Annotated in this window: 17 protein-coding genes; 6 read left to right on the top strand and 11 right to left on the bottom strand. The window is 54.8% G+C overall.

The genetic code is table 11. The features are described 5' to 3' along the window. Positions 1-63: 63 nt before the first annotated feature. The 3 genes from glnG to glnA all read right to left on the bottom strand — a co-directional run bounded on the left by glnG (position 64) and on the right by glnA (position 4,129). Positions 64-1,473 carry a nitrogen regulation protein NR(I) gene (glnG, locus tag ACI2I2_RS13035; protein WP_404658286.1) on the bottom strand — a complete coding sequence of 470 codons (1,410 nt, stop codon included), beginning with the start codon at positions 1,471-1,473 and terminating at the stop codon, positions 64-66. Positions 1,474-1,484: 11 nt separating this feature from the next. Continuing rightward, positions 1,485-2,534, bottom strand: a complete 1,050-nt coding sequence (gene glnL, locus ACI2I2_RS13030) for a nitrogen regulation protein NR(II) (RefSeq protein ID WP_404658285.1) — start codon at positions 2,532-2,534, stop codon at positions 1,485-1,487. A gap of 185 nt (positions 2,535-2,719) precedes the next feature. Then, positions 2,720-4,129 (bottom strand): glutamate--ammonia ligase, encoded by a 1,410-nt coding sequence (gene glnA / locus ACI2I2_RS13025; RefSeq protein WP_404658284.1) that lies wholly within the window; start codon positions 4,127-4,129, stop codon positions 2,720-2,722. 380 nt (positions 4,130-4,509) lie between these two features. Here glnA and typA point away from each other — a divergent pair, with 380 nt between their 5' ends. Further along, positions 4,510-6,333, top strand: a complete 1,824-nt coding sequence (typA, locus tag ACI2I2_RS13020) for a ribosome-dependent GTPase TypA (RefSeq protein WP_404658283.1) — start codon at positions 4,510-4,512, stop codon at positions 6,331-6,333. A 93-nt stretch (positions 6,334-6,426) separates the two neighbouring features. Here typA and ACI2I2_RS13015 read toward each other — a convergent pair whose 3' ends face one another. Genes ACI2I2_RS13015 through yihU form a run of 8 tightly spaced genes read right to left on the bottom strand, consistent with a single transcriptional unit; the run spans position 6,427 to position 16,158 of the window. Then, entirely contained in the window at positions 6,427-7,848 is a 1,422-nt protein-coding gene (locus tag ACI2I2_RS13015) for an MFS transporter (RefSeq protein WP_404658296.1), read from the bottom strand. Continuing rightward, entirely contained in the window at positions 7,848-9,248 is a 1,401-nt protein-coding gene (locus ACI2I2_RS13010) for an MFS transporter (protein WP_404658282.1), read from the bottom strand. Before ACI2I2_RS13010 ends, ACI2I2_RS13015 begins: the two co-directional genes overlap by 1 nt. A 13-nt stretch (positions 9,249-9,261) precedes the next feature. Continuing rightward, positions 9,262-10,134, bottom strand: coding sequence for a sulfite exporter TauE/SafE family protein (locus ACI2I2_RS13005; protein ID WP_404658281.1), 873 nt, complete (start codon positions 10,132-10,134; stop codon positions 9,262-9,264). Between the two features lie 14 nt (positions 10,135-10,148). Beyond that, entirely contained in the window at positions 10,149-12,185 is a 2,037-nt protein-coding gene (locus ACI2I2_RS13000) for an alpha-glucosidase (protein ID WP_404658280.1), read from the bottom strand. Positions 12,186-12,227: 42 nt separating this feature from the next. Further along, positions 12,228-13,097 (bottom strand): aldose-1-epimerase, encoded by an 870-nt coding sequence (locus tag ACI2I2_RS12995; protein ID WP_404658279.1) that lies wholly within the window; start codon positions 13,095-13,097, stop codon positions 12,228-12,230. A gap of 15 nt (positions 13,098-13,112) precedes the next feature. Then, complete coding sequence (gene yihS, locus ACI2I2_RS12990) at positions 13,113-14,354, bottom strand: sulfoquinovose isomerase (protein WP_404658278.1); 1,242 nt, start codon at positions 14,352-14,354, stop codon at positions 13,113-13,115. Between the two features lie 15 nt (positions 14,355-14,369). Continuing rightward, on the bottom strand, positions 14,370-15,245 hold the full coding sequence (gene yihT / locus ACI2I2_RS12985) for a sulfofructosephosphate aldolase (RefSeq protein ID WP_404658277.1): 876 nt from the start codon (positions 15,243-15,245) through the stop codon (positions 14,370-14,372). 4 nt (positions 15,246-15,249) lie between these two features. Further along, positions 15,250-16,158: a sulfolactaldehyde 3-reductase gene (yihU, locus tag ACI2I2_RS12980; protein WP_404658276.1), complete on the bottom strand. Its 909-nt coding sequence runs from the start codon at positions 16,156-16,158 to the stop codon at positions 15,250-15,252. A 163-nt stretch (positions 16,159-16,321) separates the two neighbouring features. On the opposite strand from yihU, the gene ACI2I2_RS12975 reads away from it, so the two are divergent. From ACI2I2_RS12975 to ACI2I2_RS12955, 5 genes are all read left to right on the top strand, one after another. Beyond that, positions 16,322-17,218, top strand: coding sequence for a sugar kinase (locus ACI2I2_RS12975; RefSeq protein ID WP_404658275.1), 897 nt, complete (start codon positions 16,322-16,324; stop codon positions 17,216-17,218). A gap of 34 nt (positions 17,219-17,252) precedes the next feature. Beyond that, positions 17,253-18,056 (top strand): DeoR/GlpR family DNA-binding transcription regulator, encoded by an 804-nt coding sequence (locus ACI2I2_RS12970; protein ID WP_404658274.1) that lies wholly within the window; start codon positions 17,253-17,255, stop codon positions 18,054-18,056. A gap of 270 nt (positions 18,057-18,326) precedes the next feature. Next, positions 18,327-18,782 carry a PTS sugar transporter subunit IIA gene (locus ACI2I2_RS12965; protein ID WP_404658273.1) on the top strand — a complete coding sequence of 152 codons (456 nt, stop codon included), beginning with the start codon at positions 18,327-18,329 and terminating at the stop codon, positions 18,780-18,782. A gap of 2 nt (positions 18,783-18,784) precedes the next feature. Beyond that, entirely contained in the window at positions 18,785-19,063 is a 279-nt protein-coding gene (locus ACI2I2_RS12960) for a PTS sugar transporter subunit IIB (protein WP_404658272.1), read from the top strand. 24 nt (positions 19,064-19,087) lie between these two features. Beyond that, entirely contained in the window at positions 19,088-20,389 is a 1,302-nt protein-coding gene (locus ACI2I2_RS12955) for a PTS ascorbate transporter subunit IIC (protein WP_404658271.1), read from the top strand. Positions 20,390-20,405 lie beyond the last annotated feature (16 nt).

Here is a 20,405-nt window from a genome sequence, read left to right as displayed (position 1 = left end):
AGCGCTTACCGGGGCTACCGTTTTCGTAGGCCGGGTCAGCGACAGCGCCACCCGGCAATATCATTACTCCATTCCCAGCTCTTTCAGCTTGCGGGTCAGGGTGTTTCGCCCCCAGCCCAGCAAACGAGCCGCTTCCTGTTTGTGCCCCTGAGTATGACGCAGCGCGGTGGTGAGCAATGTGCGCTCCATTTCCGGTTGAGCTTCAGACAACAGGTTTTGATGACCGGAACGCAATGCCCTGTCGGCCCACTGTGCCAACAGCGTGGCCCAGTTATCAGGCAGCGAATGAGAAGGGCTGTCTGGCACGCTGCTTTCAAACAGCTCGGCAGGCAAATCCTGAATCAGCACTTCCTGACCCGCGGCCATCACCGTCAGCCAGCGACAGGTGTTTTCCAGCTGACGCACGTTCCCCGGCCAGGCCAGACGCGTTAGCGCCGCTTCCGTTTCGGCATGCAGCAGTTTGGCTTCTACGCCCAGTTCACGCGCCGCCACTTGCAGGAAGTGACGTGCCAGACGCGGAATGTCTTCCCGGCGCTCGCGCAGCGGGGGCAGATGCACACGGATGACGTTCAGGCGGTGGAATAAATCCTCACGGAATTTCCCTTCCTGAACACGCAGCTCCAGGTTTTGGTGCGTCGCGGCAATAATACGCACGTCGACTTTCACCGGTGCATAGCCGCCAACGCGATAAAACTGCCCGTCAGCCAGCACGCGCAGCAGGCGAGTCTGGACATCCAGCGGCATATCGCCGATTTCATCGAGGAACAGCGTGCCCCCGTCGGCCTGTTCAAAGCGACCCTGGCGAATTGTGTTTGCGCCGGTAAACGCGCCTTTTTCATGGCCGAACAGTTCAGATTCAATTAAATCTTTCGGGATCGCCGCCATGTTGAGTGCGATAAACGGCGCTTTCACACGTGGACTATGACGATGCAGGGCGTGAGCGACCAGCTCTTTACCTGTCCCGGACTCGCCGTTAATCAGCACGCTAATGGAAGAGCGCGAAAGACGGCCGATAATACGAAACACGTCCTGCATCGCAGGGGCTTCACCAATGATGTCGGTGGTTGGACCGAACACCGGCGCGTTACGCGGCTGCTGCTGTTCCTGATAATGGCTGATAGCACGCTCAACCAACGCCACCGCTTCATCGATATCAAACGGTTTGGGCAGATAGTCAAAAGCCCCTTGCTGATAGGCGCTGACGGCCGCATCCAGATCGGAATGAGCGGTCATTATGATGACCGGCAGCATCGGATGGCGCTGTTTGATTTGTTTCAGCAACGCCAGCCCGTCCATGCCTGGCATACGAATATCAGAGAGTAAAACGTCCGGCGTTTTGCTCGCCAGGGCATCCAGCACTTCGCTGCCGCTTTCAAAAGTGGTACAGGTCAATCCTGCCCCGGTGAGTGCACGTTCAAGCACCCAACGGATGGAGCTATCGTCATCAACAATCCAGACTATCCCGCGCTGCATACAATGCACCTCTATTTCCGAATGGGCAGGTAAACCGAAAATTCGGTATGGCCCGGCCAACTGGTGAATTCAATTTTACCGGAGTGTTGGTCGATCAAATTACGGGCGATGGATAACCCCAGCCCGGTGCCGCCTTCACGGCCGCTGACCATGGGATAAAACAGCGTATCCTGCAGGTGCGAAGGGATACCTGGCCCGTTATCTTCCACATCAATACGAGCCGCCAGGCGATAGCGCACGCCATGCAGCGTGAGCTGGAACGCCGTTCGGGTGCGAAGAATAATTTCGCCACCTTCAGGCCCAAGCGCCTGGAGGGCATTACGCACGATATTCAGCAAAACCTGCTCAATCTGGTCAGGATCGTGCGGTAACTCAGGCAAACTTGGGTCGTAGTCGCGCGTCAAACGTACGTTGTCGGGCAACTCCATCGACACCAGTTTCACGACCCGCTCAGCCACTTTGTGAATGCTTTCAGTGACATGCATACCGGGTTGCTGCGGCCCAAGCAGGCGGTCAACCAGATTGCGTAGCCTGTCGGCCTGCTCGATGATCACTTTGGTGTATTCCAGCAGCGACGGGTCAGGCAGCGCTTTGCTGAGCAGTTGTGCCGCGCCACGCAGGCCGCCCAACGGATTTTTAATCTCATGGGCAAGCCCTCGCACTAAATCGCGAGCAGCGACCTGCTGAGCGTGTTGGAGCTGTTCCTGACTCAGGCGTCGCTGGTTATCCATCGGCGCCATCTCTAGCAGTATCAGGCCGTCTGGCAGCCTCTGAGCGGTCACCGAGAGAATGTGCGAGCGACCGTCAATCACCAGCGTCACTTCGTTGTCGGTGAAGCCCTGGCCCGCCAGCAGGCTTTCATGCATCAGGCCAATGTTCAGCGAAAAATAACTCAACAGTTCCGGTAACGGTGCCCCGAATAATTTACGGGAGCTTTGCGCCAGCAATTGCTGCGCCGCCGGGTTGGCGTAATGCACCGCCAGCTCGTCATCGACCAGTAAGATACTGTTGATCAAAGAATTGAGGATCTGCCCAGCATCGGGCAGCACGCCTGTTGCCATTCAGCAGTCTCCTGAAAGGTGTGCACTATTTTAGTGCATTATAGCGGTTTTCAGCCATTAAGCGCCTGAAATCAGACTGTTGCTGGAGAAAAAAGCCCATCCGAAGATGGGCTGAAAGTTTCCACGGCAACAAAAAATGTCCTGGGCCTCGGCGAAAGTCATAAAGGCCACAGGATGACTGCTAATTAAACGCTGTAGTACAGTTCGAACTCGACTGGGTGCGGAGTCATACGCACACGGTCGTTCTCTTCAACACGCAGAGCGATGTAAGCATCGATCGCGTCGTTAGTGAACACGCCGCCAGCGGTCAGGAACTCACGGTCCTGATCCAGGGCGTTGAGCGCTTCTTCCAGAGAGCCTGCAACCTGTGGGATCTCTTTCGCTTCTTCCGGCGGCAGGTCGTACAGGTTTTTGTCCATCGCTTCGCCTGGGTGGATTTTGTTCTTGATACCATCAAGACCGGCCATCAGCAGCGCAGCAAAGCACAGGTACGGGTTAGCCGCTGGGTCCGGGAAGCGCACTTCGATACGACGCGCTTTCGGAGAAGCAACCACTGGAATACGGATGGACGCAGAACGGTTACGCGCAGAGTAAGCCAGCATCACTGGTGCTTCGTAACCCGGGACCAGACGCTTGTAGGAGTTGGTGGTTGGGTTCGCCAGGGCGTTGATCGCTTTAGCGTGTTTGATAACGCCGCCAATGTAGTACAGCGCCTGCTCAGACAGACCTGCGTACTTGTCGCCAGAGAACAGGTTAGTGCCGTTCTTGGACAGAGACATGTGGCAGTGCATACCGGAACCGTTGTCGCCAAACATTGGTTTTGGCATGAAGGTCGCGGTTTTACCGAAACGGTGCGCCACGTTGTGCACAACGTATTTGTAGATCTGAATTTCGTCAGCTTTTTTGGTCATGGTGTTGAAGCGGGTTGCCACTTCGTTCTGACCAGCGGTGGCGACTTCGTGGTGGTGAGCTTCTACCACCAGACCCATTTCTTCCATCACCAGACACATGGTGGAGCGCAGATCCTGAGCAGAATCTACTGGAGGAACCGGGAAGTAGCCGCCTTTTACTGCTGGACGGTGACCTTTGTTGCCACCTTCGTATTTGGTGGAGGTGTTCCACGCGCCTTCGATATCGTCGATAGCCACGTGAGAACCGTTGATGGCGCTGCCGAAGCGAACGTCATCAAACAGGAAGAATTCTGGTTCTGGCCCGAACAGAACGGTGTCCGCGATGCCAGTAGAGCGCAGGTACTCTTCAGCGCGTTTCGCGATGGAGCGTGGGTCGCGGTCGTAGCCTTGCAGCGTGCCGGGTTCCAGGATGTCACAGCGAATGATCAGCGTAGACTCTTCGAAGAACGGGTCAATGACAGCGGTAGATGCGTCTGGCATCAGCACCATGTCGGATTCGTTGATGCCTTTCCAGCCACCGATAGAGGAGCCGTCAAACATTTTGCCTTCTTCGAAGAATTCGGCATTTACCTGATGAGCAGGGATAGTGACGTGCTGTTCTTTACCTTTGGTATCGGTGAAGCGCAGATCAACAAACTTCACTTCGTGCTCGTTCAGCATCGTCAAAACGTGTTCAGCGGACATACTTAAACTCTCCCGGATTTGTCATTGTCGTCGTGGTAACGAACTATTCTTGGCACTGCTTATGTGGCGTTGTTGCCGTAAAAAAGATAAAGCGAAAACTGTGCCAACTTTTAAATGCCCCCCAAAAGGCGGTATGATGCGCACCATAGTGCAAAAGTGCTGCACCATGATGGATATCTTGCACCAAAATAGTGCTCTCATGTGAATATTGGGCACTGTTTTGGTGCAATTTGAGTTATGGCGCACTTTTTACTCTCCGTGAAAGCGATCACAGAGCAACTCTGCAATACTTGTTTGCGGGGGATGTTTGTGATCCTGTTTTGTAGTGCGATTAATCCGTGTACAATAACGCGCTATTTCTAAATGCCTGAGGCAAAGTTGTGATCGAAAATCTGCGTAATATCGCCATCATCGCGCACGTTGACCATGGTAAAACTACCCTGGTTGATAAGCTGCTGCAGCAATCCGGTACGTTCGATGCGCGTACTGAAGCACAAGAACGTGTGATGGACTCCAACGATTTGGAGAAAGAGCGTGGGATTACCATCCTCGCTAAAAACACCGCTATCAAATGGAATGACTACCGTATCAACATCGTTGATACCCCAGGCCACGCCGACTTCGGTGGTGAAGTTGAACGTGTAATGTCCATGGTAGATTCCGTGCTGCTGGTCGTTGACGCAATGGATGGCCCAATGCCGCAGACTCGCTTCGTAACCAAAAAGGCGTTTGCCCATGGTTTGAAGCCGATTGTTGTTATTAACAAAGTTGACCGTCCAGGCGCGCGTCCTGACTGGGTTGTTGATCAGGTCTTCGACCTGTTCGTTAACCTCGACGCCACTGACGAGCAGCTCGACTTCCCTATCGTTTACGCTTCTGCGCTGAACGGTATTGCAGGTCTGGATCACGAAGATATGGCGGAAGACATGACCCCGCTGTATCAGACCATCGTTGACCGCGTTCCTGCGCCAAACGTTGACCTGGAAGGCACCCTGCAGATGCAGATCTCCCAGCTTGATTACAACAACTACGTTGGCGTCATCGGCATTGGTCGTATCAAGCGCGGTAAAGTGAAGCCGAACCAGCAGGTCACTATCATCGATAGCGAAGGCAAAACCCGTAACGGTAAAGTCGGTAAAGTTCTGACTCACCTGGGTCTTGAGCGTATCGAGAGCGACGTGGCAGAAGCAGGCGACATCATCGCCATCACCGGTCTGGGCGAGCTGAACATCTCTGACACCATCTGCGACCCGCAGGCGGTTGAAGCGCTGCCAGCGCTGTCTGTTGATGAACCTACAGTAACCATGTTCTTCAACGTCAACACCTCTCCGTTCTGTGGTAAAGAAGGTAAATACGTTACCTCCCGTCAGATCCTTGACCGCCTGAACAAAGAGCTGGTGCACAACGTTGCACTGCGTGTAGAAGAAACTGAAGATGCGGATGCGTTCCGTGTTTCCGGTCGTGGTGAGCTGCACCTGTCAGTTCTTATCGAAAACATGCGTCGTGAAGGTTTCGAAATGGCGGTTTCCCGTCCGAAAGTAATCTTCCGCGAGCACGAAGGCCGTAAGCAAGAGCCATTCGAAAACGTGACTCTGGACGTTGAAGAGCAGCATCAGGGTTCTGTGATGCAGGCTCTGGGTGAGCGTAAAGGCGACCTGAAAAACATGAATCCAGATGGCAAAGGCCGCGTACGTCTCGACTACGTGATCCCAAGCCGTGGCCTGATCGGCTTCCGTAACGAATTCATGACCATGACTTCCGGTACCGGTCTGCTGTACTCCACCTTCAGCCACTACGACGACATTCGTCCGGGCGAAGTGGGCCAGCGTCAGAACGGCGTACTGATCTCTAACGGCCAGGGTAAAGCAGTGGCATTCGCCCTGTTCAGCCTGCAGGACCGCGGTAAGCTGTTCCTGGGTCACGGTGCAGAAGTTTACGAAGGCCAGATCATCGGTATTCACAGCCGTTCTAACGACCTGACCGTCAACTGCCTGACCGGTAAGAAACTGACCAACATGCGTGCGTCAGGTACTGACGAAGCAACGGTTCTGGTTCCACCAGTGAAGATGACCCTGGAGCAAGCTCTGGAGTTCATCGATGACGACGAACTGGTAGAAGTGACCCCAACTTCTGTCCGTATCCGTAAACGTCACCTGACCGAGAACGACCGTAAACGCGCTTCTCGTGGTCCTAAAGAAGATTAATTTTTTAATCTGAATGAAAAAAGCCGCTGATTTTCAGCGGCTTTTTTATTGGTTTGTTGGCCCACGCGAACGAAGTGCCGCCGGGCAAGGCCATTAGCTCACGACGACGTGTTCTTTGCTGTTTTCAGCCCTAACCAAAGAGTCGGTCAGCGGTTTTTTCCGTTTCCCTATTTCCGCAATGATAAAAGCAAAGCGCTCTTCATTCAGCTTATAGAAGAGTCCCATCGTCAGCGCCGCCATTATCGCCAGTGCGCACGGCCACAGAAAGATGAGTTGCCGCAACCCCAGTAACGTCCCCGCGCTTTGAACGACGTTTGGCACATAGCCAATTTGGGTCAACATAATGCCGGGCAGAAAACCGGCGAGGGCCGCTGAGATTTTGCGTGAGAAGGTATATCCCGTATAGACGGAGCCTTCTGCGCGGATGCCGGTTTTCCATTCACCATAATCCACGGTGTCGGGCACCAGCGCCCAGTTGAGGCTGTTCACAAACGCGGTGCCAAAGAAGGCCATGCAGGAGAAGGTAACAAACAGCACTGAGCTGTTACCCCAGACGAAATTCAGCACATCTCCCACCGCCCATAAGAGCAAGCCGCCCAGATATACCTGCTTTTTGCCAAAGCGTTTCACGGCTCCCGGCACAAGAAATACGCCCACCAGAATGCAGCCCATGCTGAAAAATCCCATCCACGACAACAGATGAACATCATTGAGGACGTATTGGGTGTAATAGACCTGAATCGCGAGCTTGATGTTGAAGGCCGCCAGCGTACAAAGGTTGGCGATACACAGGACCAGCAGCGGCGGATTGCGGAAGATCGCGCAAAATGACTTCATGATGCTGGGCTTGTGGTGGTCCGGCGCATTCTCGACGTAACGCTCCTTCACGCCGCTGTAGCACCACCACATGCAGAAGAGGCCGCCCGTTGAGAAAAGCAGGGCCGCTACCAGATAACCCAGCGAAGGTTTTGCACTGAATAATGCCTGAATGGGCATAAACCCGACGGTACACAGCAACAAGCCCAGCGTTGCGCCACCCTGACGCCAGGCTGCCAGATGCGCTCGCTCGTGCGAATTTTTGGTGATGGCCGGAACCATCGCGCCATAAGAACAGTTCATCAGGCTGTAGAACAGGCCAAACAGCATAAACAGCACGGTAGCAATGGCGGTTTTCAGGGTCAGGCTGAAGTCGTTGGCCAGGAACTGAGCAGATGAAATTAGCGCTACCGGTAACGAAGCGTACAAAATAAAGGGCCGGAATTTCCCTCTGGCGTCAATGTTACGGCGCGAATCCAGCAGAACGCCGGTCAGCATATCGGTGAAGGCGGTAAAGAACTTTGCCACCAGAAAGATAACGCCCCCGTAAAAGGCGGGCAGTCCTAACTGGTCGGTATAGAACTTCAGCAGGTATAGTGTGCCGATGCTCAGCATAAGGTTTGACCCTACATCGCCGATACCGTAGGCACATTTCTCACGCAGACTCAGTTTGAGCGTAAGCGGATCAGGAGCAGACATCATCGCACCTCCGTTTTTCTCAGCGGTTGCTTGCGAATTTCTATCTCCTCAACGATGCGGACATACAGCTTTTCGTTGAGGTTATAAAAGCATCCCATCGCCACGATGGTGACGACTGCCAGCGCGCATGGCCAGATGAAGATCAGCTCGCGCAATCCTTCCACCGTGCTGGTGGACTGCACCACATTCGGCACATAACCGATTTGCGTCAGCATCCAGCCAGGGAAAAAACCAGCCAGCGCCTGCGAGACTTTGCGAAAGAACGTGAAGCCGGTATACACCGTGCCTTCCGAACGCACGCCGGTTCGCCACTCACCGTATTCCACCGTGTCAGACACCAGCGCCCAGTTAAGGCTGTTGACGAAGGCGGAACCAAAAAAGGCCAGGCAGGAGAACGCGACAAAACTGACGGAACCACCACCAAACTGGTAGTTGAGCAAATCGCCCGCCACCCAAATCAGCAACCCGCCGATGTAGACTTTTTTCTTGCCGAAACGTCGTACCGCAGCCGGCATCAGGAACACACCAATAAAAATGCAGCCCATGCTGAAAAAGCCCATCCACGAAAGCAGGATCGGATCATTGAGCACGTACTGGGTGTAATAGACCTGGATGGCGAGTTTGACGTTGAAGGCCCCAAGCGTACAAAGATTGGCAATGCACAGGATAAACAGCGGTCGGTTTCCGGCGATGGCGCGAAACGACTGCAACAATCCCGGTTTCTGTGTGGCGTGTGTCGTCGGTACTTCCACGTAACGCTCTTTGACCCCTGAGTAGCACCACCACATGCAGAGCAGACCGCACAGTGAAAACAGCGTGGCTGCGAAAATGTAGCCGCGCTGCGGGCTCCCCTCGATAAGATTCATGACCGGCACAAAACCGACGGTGCAGAGCAGCAGGCCGAGTGTTGCGCCTCCCTGACGCCAGGCGGCCAGCGAAGCTCGCTCATCCGGATTTTTGGTGATAGCAGGCACCATCGCACCGTAGGAGCAATTCATCATGCTGAACACCAGGCCATACAGCATGAACAACAGCGTTGCGATGACTGTCTTGCCGGTTATCTCAAAAGGCGTACCGACAAAATTGGCGATAGCCAGCAGTGTGACCGGGAAGGCGGCGTACAGCACGAAGGGCCGGAACTTGCCTTTCGGGCCAATCTTTCTGCGTGAGTCGAGCATGATCCCCGTGCCCATATCGGTGAAGGCGGTAAAGAATTTCGCGACCAGAAAGATAATTCCGCCGTAAGTGCCTGGCAGCTCCAGTACATCGGTGTAGAACTTCAACAGGTACAGCGTGCCAATATCCAGCAGGATATTCGAGCCTAAATCGCCCATGCCGTACGCCACTTTTTCTCTGAAAGGCAGGCGTAAACGGGCCGGATCGTTGTGATGTTCAGTCATGATGCGTTCTCCATCAGGCTTCACTCGCCGCGCGAATAGCCGCGACTTTCTTGCCAAAGAACAGGTGCAGCACCAGCAGCAAACCAAAGGCCGGAGCCAAAGCCGCCAGAGCGGAAATGCCCGTCGCGCCTTTGATAAGCATCGCGCCGGACGCAATCAGCAGCAGGAAAACCATTAGCCGAAAGACTTTCACTGAGATTCGCTTATGCACGTACTGGCCCACAAGCGAACCCAGGATCATGGTCGGGATGCAGAACAGCACCAGCTTGATAGTCGATATCGTCAGAATGCCGCTGGTGGTCAGCCCGCCGATAATGGCGATGTTGTTGGCGGTGAAGAAGGCATTCAGGGTGCCGCGAAACGCGGCGGGAGCCAGATTTCGCAGCATGCCGTAAATGACCACCGGCGGCCCGTTGGTGGAGAACGCAGAGCCTAATGCTCCTGCGATAACGCCAATGGGCATGGCAATCCAGTTTTTGTCGTAAACGGGCAGGCGTGGAATAAACAGGCTGTAAAAGGAATAGAGGATTAAAAAGCCGCCCAGGCCAATTTTCATGATGTGATCGGGCAAATAAGACAGGGCATAAATCCCCACCGGAATGCCTGCGAAGGAGAACAGGATCAGCACCAACGCTGATTTCCAGTTCGTCTCCTTTCGGGACAGCCAGGTGGCATACAGCGCCGTCGCCGTGCCGACTATCACCGACATCGGCGCGGCCATTTTCAACGGCAACAGCAGAGTGACCAGTGGCATGGTGGTGAGCGCGCCGCCGAATCCGGCGCAAATCCCCACAAAGGTGTACATAAACATGATGGCAATGACGATAGCGATCACGCCGTAATCCAACGGGATGCCGTCTGGCGTAAACAGGGCGAAAAAGTCCATGGTCGATCCTTGTCTCAGGAAGCGCTGATCTGACGCAGTGGGGCGAACAAAGCGCTCCACTCACTCTCGGCACGATAAAAAACAGGCGGCTGACCGAGAGGGGCTCTCACCGTTGCCTTGCCACCCGAATACTCCTCGCCCGTCCACGCGTGAATCCATTTGTCCTGCGGCAGGTAGAGCGTCCAGTCGCTGCGGCCTTGTTCATAAACCGGGGCGACAAGCAGATCGCGACCAAACAGATACTGGTATTTCAGCTCGTAGGTGCGAGCGTCCTCTTCGTAATGCAGGAACAGCGGGCGCATCACAGGCAAACCGGTTTTCGCGTTCTGCGCGACGGCAGCTTTGATATAAGGCTTCAGAGTGGTGAACACGGAAGTCATGCGAGCGAAGTGGGCGATGGTTTCTGCATCGCTGTCGAACTGCCAGTTGTCACCCGGACGGTTGCCCTCGTGGGTGCGCATCATCGGCGTAAAGGCGCTGAAATCACACCAGCGAAGCAGCAGCTCTTTGCTGCGTTTCATGTCGAACAGTGTGGTGTAGCCGCCGATATCGCTGTGATGCAAACCGTGTCCGGTCATCGCCAGAGAAAGTGCGGCCGGAACGACGGAGGCCAGCCCATCGTCGAGGCTCCAGTCCACGTTCTGATCGCCCGCCCACATCATCAGCGAATGTTTCTGGCTGCCGGTGTAACCCGCGCGCATAAAGAACAGGACTTCGCCCAGCTTGCCGGTTTCTTCCAGCGCTTCGTAGTTGCACTTCGCCCACAGCGCAGGCCAGGCGTTATGCATGATTTCTGCGCTCACACCGTTGTGCAGATAAGTGTCGGTTGGCAGGTATTCGCCAAAATCCGCCATCCAGCCACCACAACCAAGCGCGACAAGATTTTGTTTGATAACGTCTTTGTACCAGTCGTAGGCTTTGGGATTGGTCAAATCGACGACGCCAGCATAGAACTCACCGAACTCGACGTGGTAATCCTTGCCGTGAGCATCTTTGGTCAGATAGCCCTGCTTCGCCGCTTCCTCGCACAAATCACGGTCGCTGGCGACATAAGGGTTGGTGTAGGTGAGGTATTGCACACCTTCCTGCTGCCACTGGGCGATGCGTTCATCGAGTTGAGGGTAGAGGTCGCGATCCCACTTCCAGTTCCACATTACACGCTTGCCGAAAGAAGTCATGCGAATGCCGGACCAGTCTTGCGCCCAAATGCCGTTCACCTTCACACCGCCCTTACGCATCTTGTCGAGTTTTTGCTGGCAGAGTTCCGTTCCGCCCTGAACGCCGAGTATCACGCCGTCATACACCCAGTCGGGAAGTTCAGGCTGTCGGCCGAGCAAAGCTGTGAGTTTTTCCAGCAGTTCGATGTAGGTTGGCGCACATTCGAAGCGCAGCGTGGCGTTATCTTCCCAGAACGCCAGCTCGTGGAAATCAGGCGCGCTGAAGTCGAAATTCATGTAGCCGCTGTTATCGACATGGCAGTAATACTTCTGCGTGCTGACGAACGTCGGCTGTGGGAAGAAGGTCCAGTAATAGTCGCCACCGGCATTTTCTTTGCAGTCGGCAAGCCAGGTAACCTGGGTTTTCTTATTGCGGCCGACGCCCTGTTCGCTGGTCCACAGCGGGAACGGTTTGCCGCGCAGATCGAAATAAGAAAATTGTTCGCCGCAGCCGTAAATATGATCTTCAGGCTGGGCGGCAAGCCGCAACCAGATGCGGTTTTGGCTGGCGTTGCCGTTGTGCAGCTTCAGCAGCAGGCGACCGTTATCGTCCAGCCCGACAGTGAGCGTAGCGTTCGCCGTATCACTGCGAGAAAAATGAATCGTCCAGCCCGCGCTTTGTTTCACCACGGTGGCTTCGGTAAGCGCAATCTTTTCATTCAGCTTGTCTTTGATGCTGAAGTTGCCGCGAAACATGTCGATATCTGCCTCGCCCGCGCCAATCCACAGGCAGGGCGACTGGCGGGTATGACGCAAAATAAGGCGCTCTTCAAACGACAGCGTAAACCCGTTGTCGATCGTAGCAAGATGCAGTGCAGGGTATTGCGAAGCCATTGTGACCTCCGTTGTAGGGTAAGGGTTTTTTCTTCTTTTTCGTTATTCACTGCCAATTTCAAACCGCAAAACATGGGTATCGCCGGGCTTAAGCCAGAGCCTGTCAATGCCGGAGTTGAACGCATCAGGCGGACAGCTCATCGGCTCAACGGCCAGGCCCCTGCGCTGGAGCTTTTCACCGGAATAAACCTGTATCCACGGCTGTTCGGAACGCAGCCAGACGGACATTCCCGTCTGCGGATGCGCCAAACGGACTTCCCAGGGCGTGTCGTGCTGCGGCACGTTAAAGGTGTTGTCGATACAGGTGGTGCCAATCATTCGGGTCTGCTGGAAATCGAGCGTTTTGTCCGTGTAGAAGCGGCTGGTGGTCACATCGAAGATCTGGCAAGTGGGCAAGCGAAGCTCACAGTCATCAATGCTTTGCAGATTGCAGGTCAGATAGGGGTGTACCCCTGCGCCATAGGGCGCAGTGGCATCACCGATATTTTTACTCAGAATACGGGCGCTCAGACCCGTTTGTTCATCAAGCGAATAAGTGACTTCGGCGGCAAGCATAAAAGGGTAGCCATAGTTTGGTGGCAAAAAGGCTGACAGCACCACGTGCACCGTGGACTGCTCAACAATCTGCCAGTTCTGCCACGCCAGCAGTCCGTGAATCGCGGCCTTCCCGGCGCGATCGTTGATCGCCGGCGTTAACGTCACCCCTTCATGCTGATAGCTGCCGTTGGCGATGCGGTTAGGCCAGGGAATTAACACCTTTCCCAAATGCGCCAGAGGCATCGCTTCAGGGGGATGCGGGATCACCACATGACGGCCACGATGAGTGAGCGAGGCCATCCCCGCGCCTACCGTGACAATCTGTGCCTGATATTCACCCGCCTGAAGCGCTATGGTCGTCCCGCTTTTATGCATGTTTTTACCCTCGCTTTATTTTGCCAGGCTATCGAGCAGCCCGGCGGCAACAGCAGGCGCGAGCCCTGGAGCCAGCGGAAGACGTGGGATCACCAGGCAATGCAGCAGATGATAAATATCCTGTTTGCCGTCCCAGACTTTGGTGGTGACTTCGTTATTGGTGTCGAGTTCCTGCCACCACGAACCGTTTTCGTAATCCATCAGGTATTTGATGCAGTACTCCCACCAGGTCTGATACCAGCTTTCGTACTGCGCTTCGCCGGTTACGGTCCACAGCGCGTAAGCAGTACCCATTGCTTCCACAATCGGCCAGCGCACGCGTTCACGTACGATCGGTTTGCCGTCCCAACCGACGGTATAAACAATGCCGTCTGCGCCATCGGGGGCCCAGGCGTCGCGAATAGTGGCGTGGAACAGGCCTTTGGCATCTTCCAGCAGCCATTCCGGTGGCGTTTCGAAGCGGGCTTCCAGCGCCGCACGAAGATGCAGCATCAGACGACCCCACTCGATCCAGTGACCAGGCGTGCCGCCGTAAGCGCGGAAGCGGTGTGCCGGGTTGTCTTTGTTGTAATCGCGAATTGGGTTCCAGTTGGTGTCGAAATGCTCGTTCACGCGATACTCACTCTTGCGAGCCACATCGTGAATAATCACCGATGCCACGCGCAGCGCGCGATCCAGCCACTTACGGTCGTGGGTTACGTCATAAACAATCAGGAATGCTTCCACCGCGTGCATGTTGGCGTTGCCGCCGCGGTAGTCTTCCGTTTTGCTGAAGGCCTCATCCCAGGACTCCAGGCACATCTGCTCTTCTTCACTCCAGAAATACTTCTCGATAATCTCGATAGTTTCATCGAGAAGCTGACGTGCGGCAGGGTGTCCGGTGGTAACAGCGCTTGCGGCGCCCAACAGCACGAAGAAGTGCTGATAACCCTGTTTGGACGCATCGACCACGCCTTCATCGTTTACGCAGGCATACCAGCCGCCGTATTTTTTGTCGCGCAGCGCGCCATTGAGGGCGTTGATCCCGTGCTCAACCAGCGCATAAGCGCCCGGGCGTCCCATGCCTGCGGCAACGGAATAGGTGTGCAGCATGCGGGCGGTGATCCACAAATGGGTGCCCATATCCGTTCTGACCTGACCGTTGTTGCCCAGCCAGCCGAAGCCCGTTGGGATGGCGGCATTTTTGCCGAAAGCAAAAATTCGGTCTGTTTCCTGCTCAAGCCAGCGGTTGTGGCTCAGGGTGTTAAACCATTTCATTGAGGTGTCCTTTTGTTAGCGGCGAGCCATCATTTCGTCGACGATCTCGCCTAAACGTTGCAATTTCGGAGCAGAAACATCGCTCAGCATCAATTCGGTATCCGGCAGGCCAACCACGGATGACCAGACCGCACGTCCGGCAAGGAAGCCGGAAGCGCCAGCCTGCATAGCCACGCGAACGGCGCGCGGGAAGAGCTTGTCATCCACGCCGGAGGAGAGGATCACCCACGGCATGCTTATCTGGTCGTTCAGTTTTTGCGCGGCGGACAACAGCTCTTGCTGCGTTCCTTTGCCGTACAGCGGCATTTCGCCTTTGTAGAGATCGGCCCCGCAGTCACCGAGTTCTTTTGCCGCAGCGACAATGGCTTGTTCGCGGTCGAATTTGTCTCCCTGACGCGGCGGGCGTACCACGGGCTCGATAATGCTTAGCAGGCCATTGCTGTGACAAAGCTGATTAAACTCGTGGACCATTTGCAGACGCTGCTGTGGGTCTTCATCACTGCGCCACAGCACCAGTAGCTTCAGCGCTTTTGCCCCATCACGCTTCACGGCTTGCGCGTTGACGTTGTGGTCGATGACCACGTTATCGACAGGAATGCCGTTGCCGGGAATAAACGCATCAGCAGCGACGATCATCGCGCAGCTTTTCGCGACGGCTTGCTGTTCAACGGCCTGGCGGTAACAGAACTGCTGATCGAGCAGAATGGCGGAAGCAAACGGCGACAGGATTTTGGCGGCGTTCACTTTGAAATCAGTCAGGTGCTGGTCAGTGACCGGCGTTTTTACGCCTGCAGCGGAGAACATAGAACGCATGGCCTCTCGCTGATCGACGGCAAGCATGGCAAAACCGCCGGAAGGACGGGTGATCTCTTTCAGGGTGTACTGCGTCATAACATCATTCCTTGTTGATACATGAATTTGAGGTGCGAAGCCCTGCGCTGACGCGGACTTGTTCCAGAATGGCAGACCAGTCTTCGCGACCGCGTCCGGCGGCCCGGGCCTGGCTGTAAACTTCACGAGAGGCTGCGCCAAGCGGCATTGGCACATGCAGTTGATTGGCAACATCCAGGGCGATGCCCAGATCTTTGTGAGCAAGGTCGATCATAAATGCCGGGGAAAGATCGCCTTTCAGCACCTTGTTCGGCCAGCTGGTGGCGAAGTGGCCTTTGCCAGCGGCGGTGCCGCTCATCACTTTCAGGGCGACGTTCAGGTCGAGGCCCAGGGATTCGCACAGCACCGCGGCTTCTGCGGAAAGCGCGTTCAGGGCGATGCTCATGTAGTTGTTGATGAGCTTCACGCGAATGCCCATGCCTGGGCCGCCTGCGTTAATCAGTTCGTTGCCCATGGCCATCAACACAGGCGTCGCGCGTTCCACTTGCGCTTGCGTACCGCCCGCCAGCAATAACAGCGTGCCGGAGACTGCGTTGTCAGAGGTGCGCCCAACGGGCACGTCCATCATGCTGAAACCACGTTCGTCCATTTCGGCAATCAGTTTGTCGGTTTGCAGGGGATGGATAGTGGACATATCAATCACCAGCGCCTGTGGGGAAAGCCCCTCGCAAACACCGTTTTCGCCGAAGAGCACGGCGCGAACCAAGTCGCCGTTGGGCAGCATGGTTATCACAAACTCAGCGTCCTGAACGGCTTGTGCAGGGGTTGCCACGCCTTGTGCGCCTTTCGCTTCCAGCGCCTGCACGGCCTGCGGGTTAACGTCATACACTCGCAGTGAATGTCCCTGTTTAAGCAGGTTGCTCGCCATGGGCGCGCCCATTTGCCCGAGCCCGATAAATGCGATGAGTGACATACTGTTCTCCTGATGCGGTGTCATGTTTTGTCAGAAATTGCGCGTTTATGTTGTCTGTTTTTGATCGTATTTGTAATTTATGGTCAAAAAATTGACAGCCGTCACTTTTTAAACAATTGGCCAAATTAAAATGGCGGCAGGGTTTAACGAGGAAGGAAAAACCATGATTCGCATTGCTTGTGTCGGAATTGCCGTGATGGACAGGATTTATTACGTCGGGGAGTTGCCCACGGAAGGGGGAAAATATGTGGCAAATAATTATCGGGAAGTGGGCGGTGGCCCGGCAGCGACGGCCGCTGTGGCGGCGGCAAAACTGGGGGCGCAGTTAGATTTTATCGGTCGTGTGGGAGACGACGATACGGGAACCAGCCTGTTGCAGGAACTGGAGTCATTTGGGGTAAATACTCGTTTTGTAAAGCGTTACCCGAACGCCCGGTCATCACAATCCGCCATTGTGGTAGACGCTCAGGGTGAACGCATCATTGTGAATTATCCAAGCCCGGACCTGCTGATGGACGCCAGTTGGCTGGACGAGATCGACTTCAGCCAGTGGGATGTGGTGCTGGCGGATGTTCGCTGGCATGACGGTACGAAGAAAGCTTTTACTCTGGCGCGTCAGGCCAATGTGACCACTGTGCTGGATGGTGACATTACCCCGCAGGATATTTCCGATCTGGTCAGCCTCAGCGACCATGCGGTGTTTTCCGCCCCGGGTTTACGGCGCATGAGCGGTGAGCAGGATTTGATGATCGGCTTAAAACAATCGCAAACGCTCACAAATGGACAGGTTTATGTGACTAATGGATCGGAGGGGTGTTTCTGGCTTGAGAATCAAGATATTGCTCACCAGCCGGGCTTTGCTGTGGATGTCGTGGACACCACCGGCGCGGGCGATGTGTTCCACGGCGCTTTTGCTTTCAGTCTGGCTCAGGGCGTAGCGGGTGCAGAGGCGATTCGCTTCGCCAGTGCCGTCGCGGCGCTGAAATGTACGCGTCCTGGTGGCCGGGCAGGTATCCCTGACTGTGATCAAACCCGCTCTTTTTTGTCACTTTATGTATAGAATGCGGGACGAGATGGGATTCAGAGGACAGCCTATGAGCCTTACCGAACTGACCGGTAATCCGCGCCACGACCAGTTACTGACGTTAATTGCCGATCGTGGGTACATGAACATTGATGAACTGGCTCAATTGCTGGATGTGTCCACGCAAACGGTGCGTCGCGATATTCGTAAGCTAAGCGAGCAAGGTTTGATCACGCGTCACCACGGCGGCGCAGGGCGTGCTTCCAGCGTGGTGAACACGGCGTTTGAGCAGCGCGAAGTCTCCTGGACTGAAGAGAAAAAGGCGATCGCAGAGGCGATTGCCGATTTTATTCCGGACGGCTCGACCATTTTTATCACCATTGGCACCACCGTCGAGCATGTTGCCCGGGCGCTGCTCAACCACAATCACCTGCGAATCATCACCAACAGTCTGCGTGTGGCTCACATTCTTTATAAGAATCCACGTTTTGAGGTGATGGTGCCAGGCGGTACGCTGCGTGCGCACAATGGCGGCATTATCGGGCCGGCAGCCACGGCGTTTGTTTCGGGCTTTCGGGCTGATTATCTGGTGACCAGCGTGGGTGCCATTGAAAGTGATGGCACTTTACTGGAATTCGATGTGAATGAAGCCAGCGTGGCACAAGCGATGATGGCGCATTCTCGCCACCGGCTGCTGGCTGCCGATCACACCAAATATCACGCGTCGGCCGCAGTAGAGATTGGCAACGTCAGCCAGATGACCGCCTTATTTACCGATGAAGCTCCGGGCACCGCTTTACACAACCTGCTTAAGGCCAATCAGGTCGAGGTGGTGGAAGTGAGTGTTGATGGCGACGAAGCGGCTGAGGCCTGAATGTTCCGCCGTTACCGGCCCTATCGGCCGGTAACTTTCCAATTGTTGACCCTCTTCAAATTTTTGCACATCGCCTGACTTCCCGTTTTGCCTCTTATTACCCTGCTTTTGTCATGGGTATGTCGTTTGTTTGTGATGCACCTCGTCAAAATCGGCTTTTTGCATTCTGCTGAGCCCAATTTTTTGTCATCCCGCTGCGCGCAAATTGGTTTTTTTCTCATCGTTTATCCGTAATAGCCTGAGTTCAGACACATGCAAAGGACTCTTGCGATGACCAACGACATTATTTCTGAAGCGAATATTGAGTTAAAAGTCAGGGCAAACGACTGGCGTCATGCTATTCAACTTGCCGGCGATTTATTGACTCGCGGCGGCCACACGACCCACGAGTACACCCAGGAAATGATCCAGGCGGTGGAAACGCTTGGGCCTTACATCGTGGTAGCGCCGGGTATCGCGCTGGCACATTCCAGACCGGCTCCCAGTGTCATTAAAACCGGTCTAAGTCTTACGACGCTTGTGGAGCCAATCAACTTCGGCAGCGAGGAAAACGATCCGGTAGAGATTGTTTTTGGCCTCTGCGCGACCGACAGCAATAACCACATCCAGATTATCTCGCGGCTGGTGGAGTTTCTGGACAGCGAAGAAAACATCGAATTTATCAAGCGTTGCACGGACCGTCGCGACGTTTATCTCGCCATTAACCGCGTTGAAGAAGGAGTCTGAACATGAAAATTGTCTGCGTTTGCGGCATGGGCTTAGGGTCCAGCGTGATTGCCAAAATGAACATCGAGCAAGTGCTTAAAAAAATGGATCTCTCGGCGACAGTGGATACCTGCGATTTAGGCAGCGTACGCAGTGTGCATGCCGATTTGTATGTCACCACGCGTGAACTGGCGGTCAGCATGCCAGCGGAAATCCAGAGCAAAACCATCGTGCTGACTAACTTTGTTCGCAAAGTCGAAATTGAAAGCAGCATCGGCGACTACCTCAAAAATCTGGCGTAAGACCTGCCATAGAAGGTAACGACTATGAAAGACATTGTCGGTTTTATTATTTTCCAGTTGCTCGATAAGGCCCCGTTATTTCTCGGCTTTATCGCGCTGATTGGTTTGATGCTTCAGGGAAAAAAAGCCAACGAGGTTATCGACGGCACCATCAAAACCATTATTGGTCTGCTGGTGATCACCATTGGCTCTGGCACGTTACTGAAATCCCTGACGCCGATTATGGGAAAACTGAACAGCACGTTGGGTATTCAGGGCGTGCTGCCCGCGAACGAAGCCGCGTTTGGTGTCGCGATGCTGCACTTTGCCAATGACGTCACCATGACGTTCATTCTCGGCTTCCTGATCCATCTGTTGTTCGTCTGGATGATCCCGTTCAAGCGCTGCAAAAACGTCTATCTGACCGTGCATATCCAGCTGTTCCTGGCGACGTTTATGGTGGTGTCTTTGCCGGGGGCATTGGGATTATCAGGCTTCCCGCTGATTATCACTGGAGCGGTGCTCTGTGCGCTGTACTGGACGATTACGCCAGCAATCACGCGTGCTTTGGCTCAACACTTCATCGGTGATGACTTAACGCTCGGTCATAACCAGCAAGTGGGGGCGTGGGTGGCAAGCCGAATCGCGAAGGTGTGCGGCAACCCTGAACAAGATGCCGAAGAGATGAAGTTGCCCGGTTTTCTGGCGATGTTCCGCGATAACACTATTTCCCTTTCCTTCCTGATGCCGCTGATTTTCCTCGGTATTGGCCTGGCGGTGGGCGCGGATGGCATTGGTCAACTGAGCGGTAAAACCAACTGGGTCGTCTGGCTCATCATGGAAGGGCTGACCTTTACTGCGGGTGTGGTGATTTTACTGGTCGGTGTGCGCATGTTTATCGGCTCAATTGTGCCAGCGTTTAAAGGCATTTCTGACCGCCTGCTGCCGGATGTGGTACCTGCACTCGATTGCCCGGCGCTGTTCCCGTATTCGCCAACCGGCGCGATGCTTGGTTTTATCGCCTCTGTGGTCGGTGCGCTGGTGGTGATGGGCGCAACCATCCTGTTCAAATGCCCGATTATCGTTTTCCCAAGCCCGATCATCATGTTCTTTGATGGCTGCACCATGGGCGTGTTTGGCAACAAATACGGGGGCTACAAAGGCGCACTGGCTGCGGGCTTTGTCACCAGCGTCATCGCTCATGCGGGCATCATTCTGCTTTACCCATTGATGGGCTCTCTGTTCGGTTCCGGACTGATGTTCTCCAACATCGACTTCACTCTCGTCTGGTTACCGGTGTTGTATCTGCTGAAACTTGTTGGCGCCGCGTTTGGTCTGGTGCTGTAACTGTCATGGAGGTGGC

The sequence above is a fragment of the Scandinavium sp. NPDC088450 genome, from assembly GCF_044900545.1.
Taxonomy (GTDB): domain Bacteria; phylum Pseudomonadota; class Gammaproteobacteria; order Enterobacterales; family Enterobacteriaceae; genus Scandinavium.
Note: the sequence above shows the minus strand (reverse complement) of the source record. Positions and strands in the feature narration are given on the sequence as shown.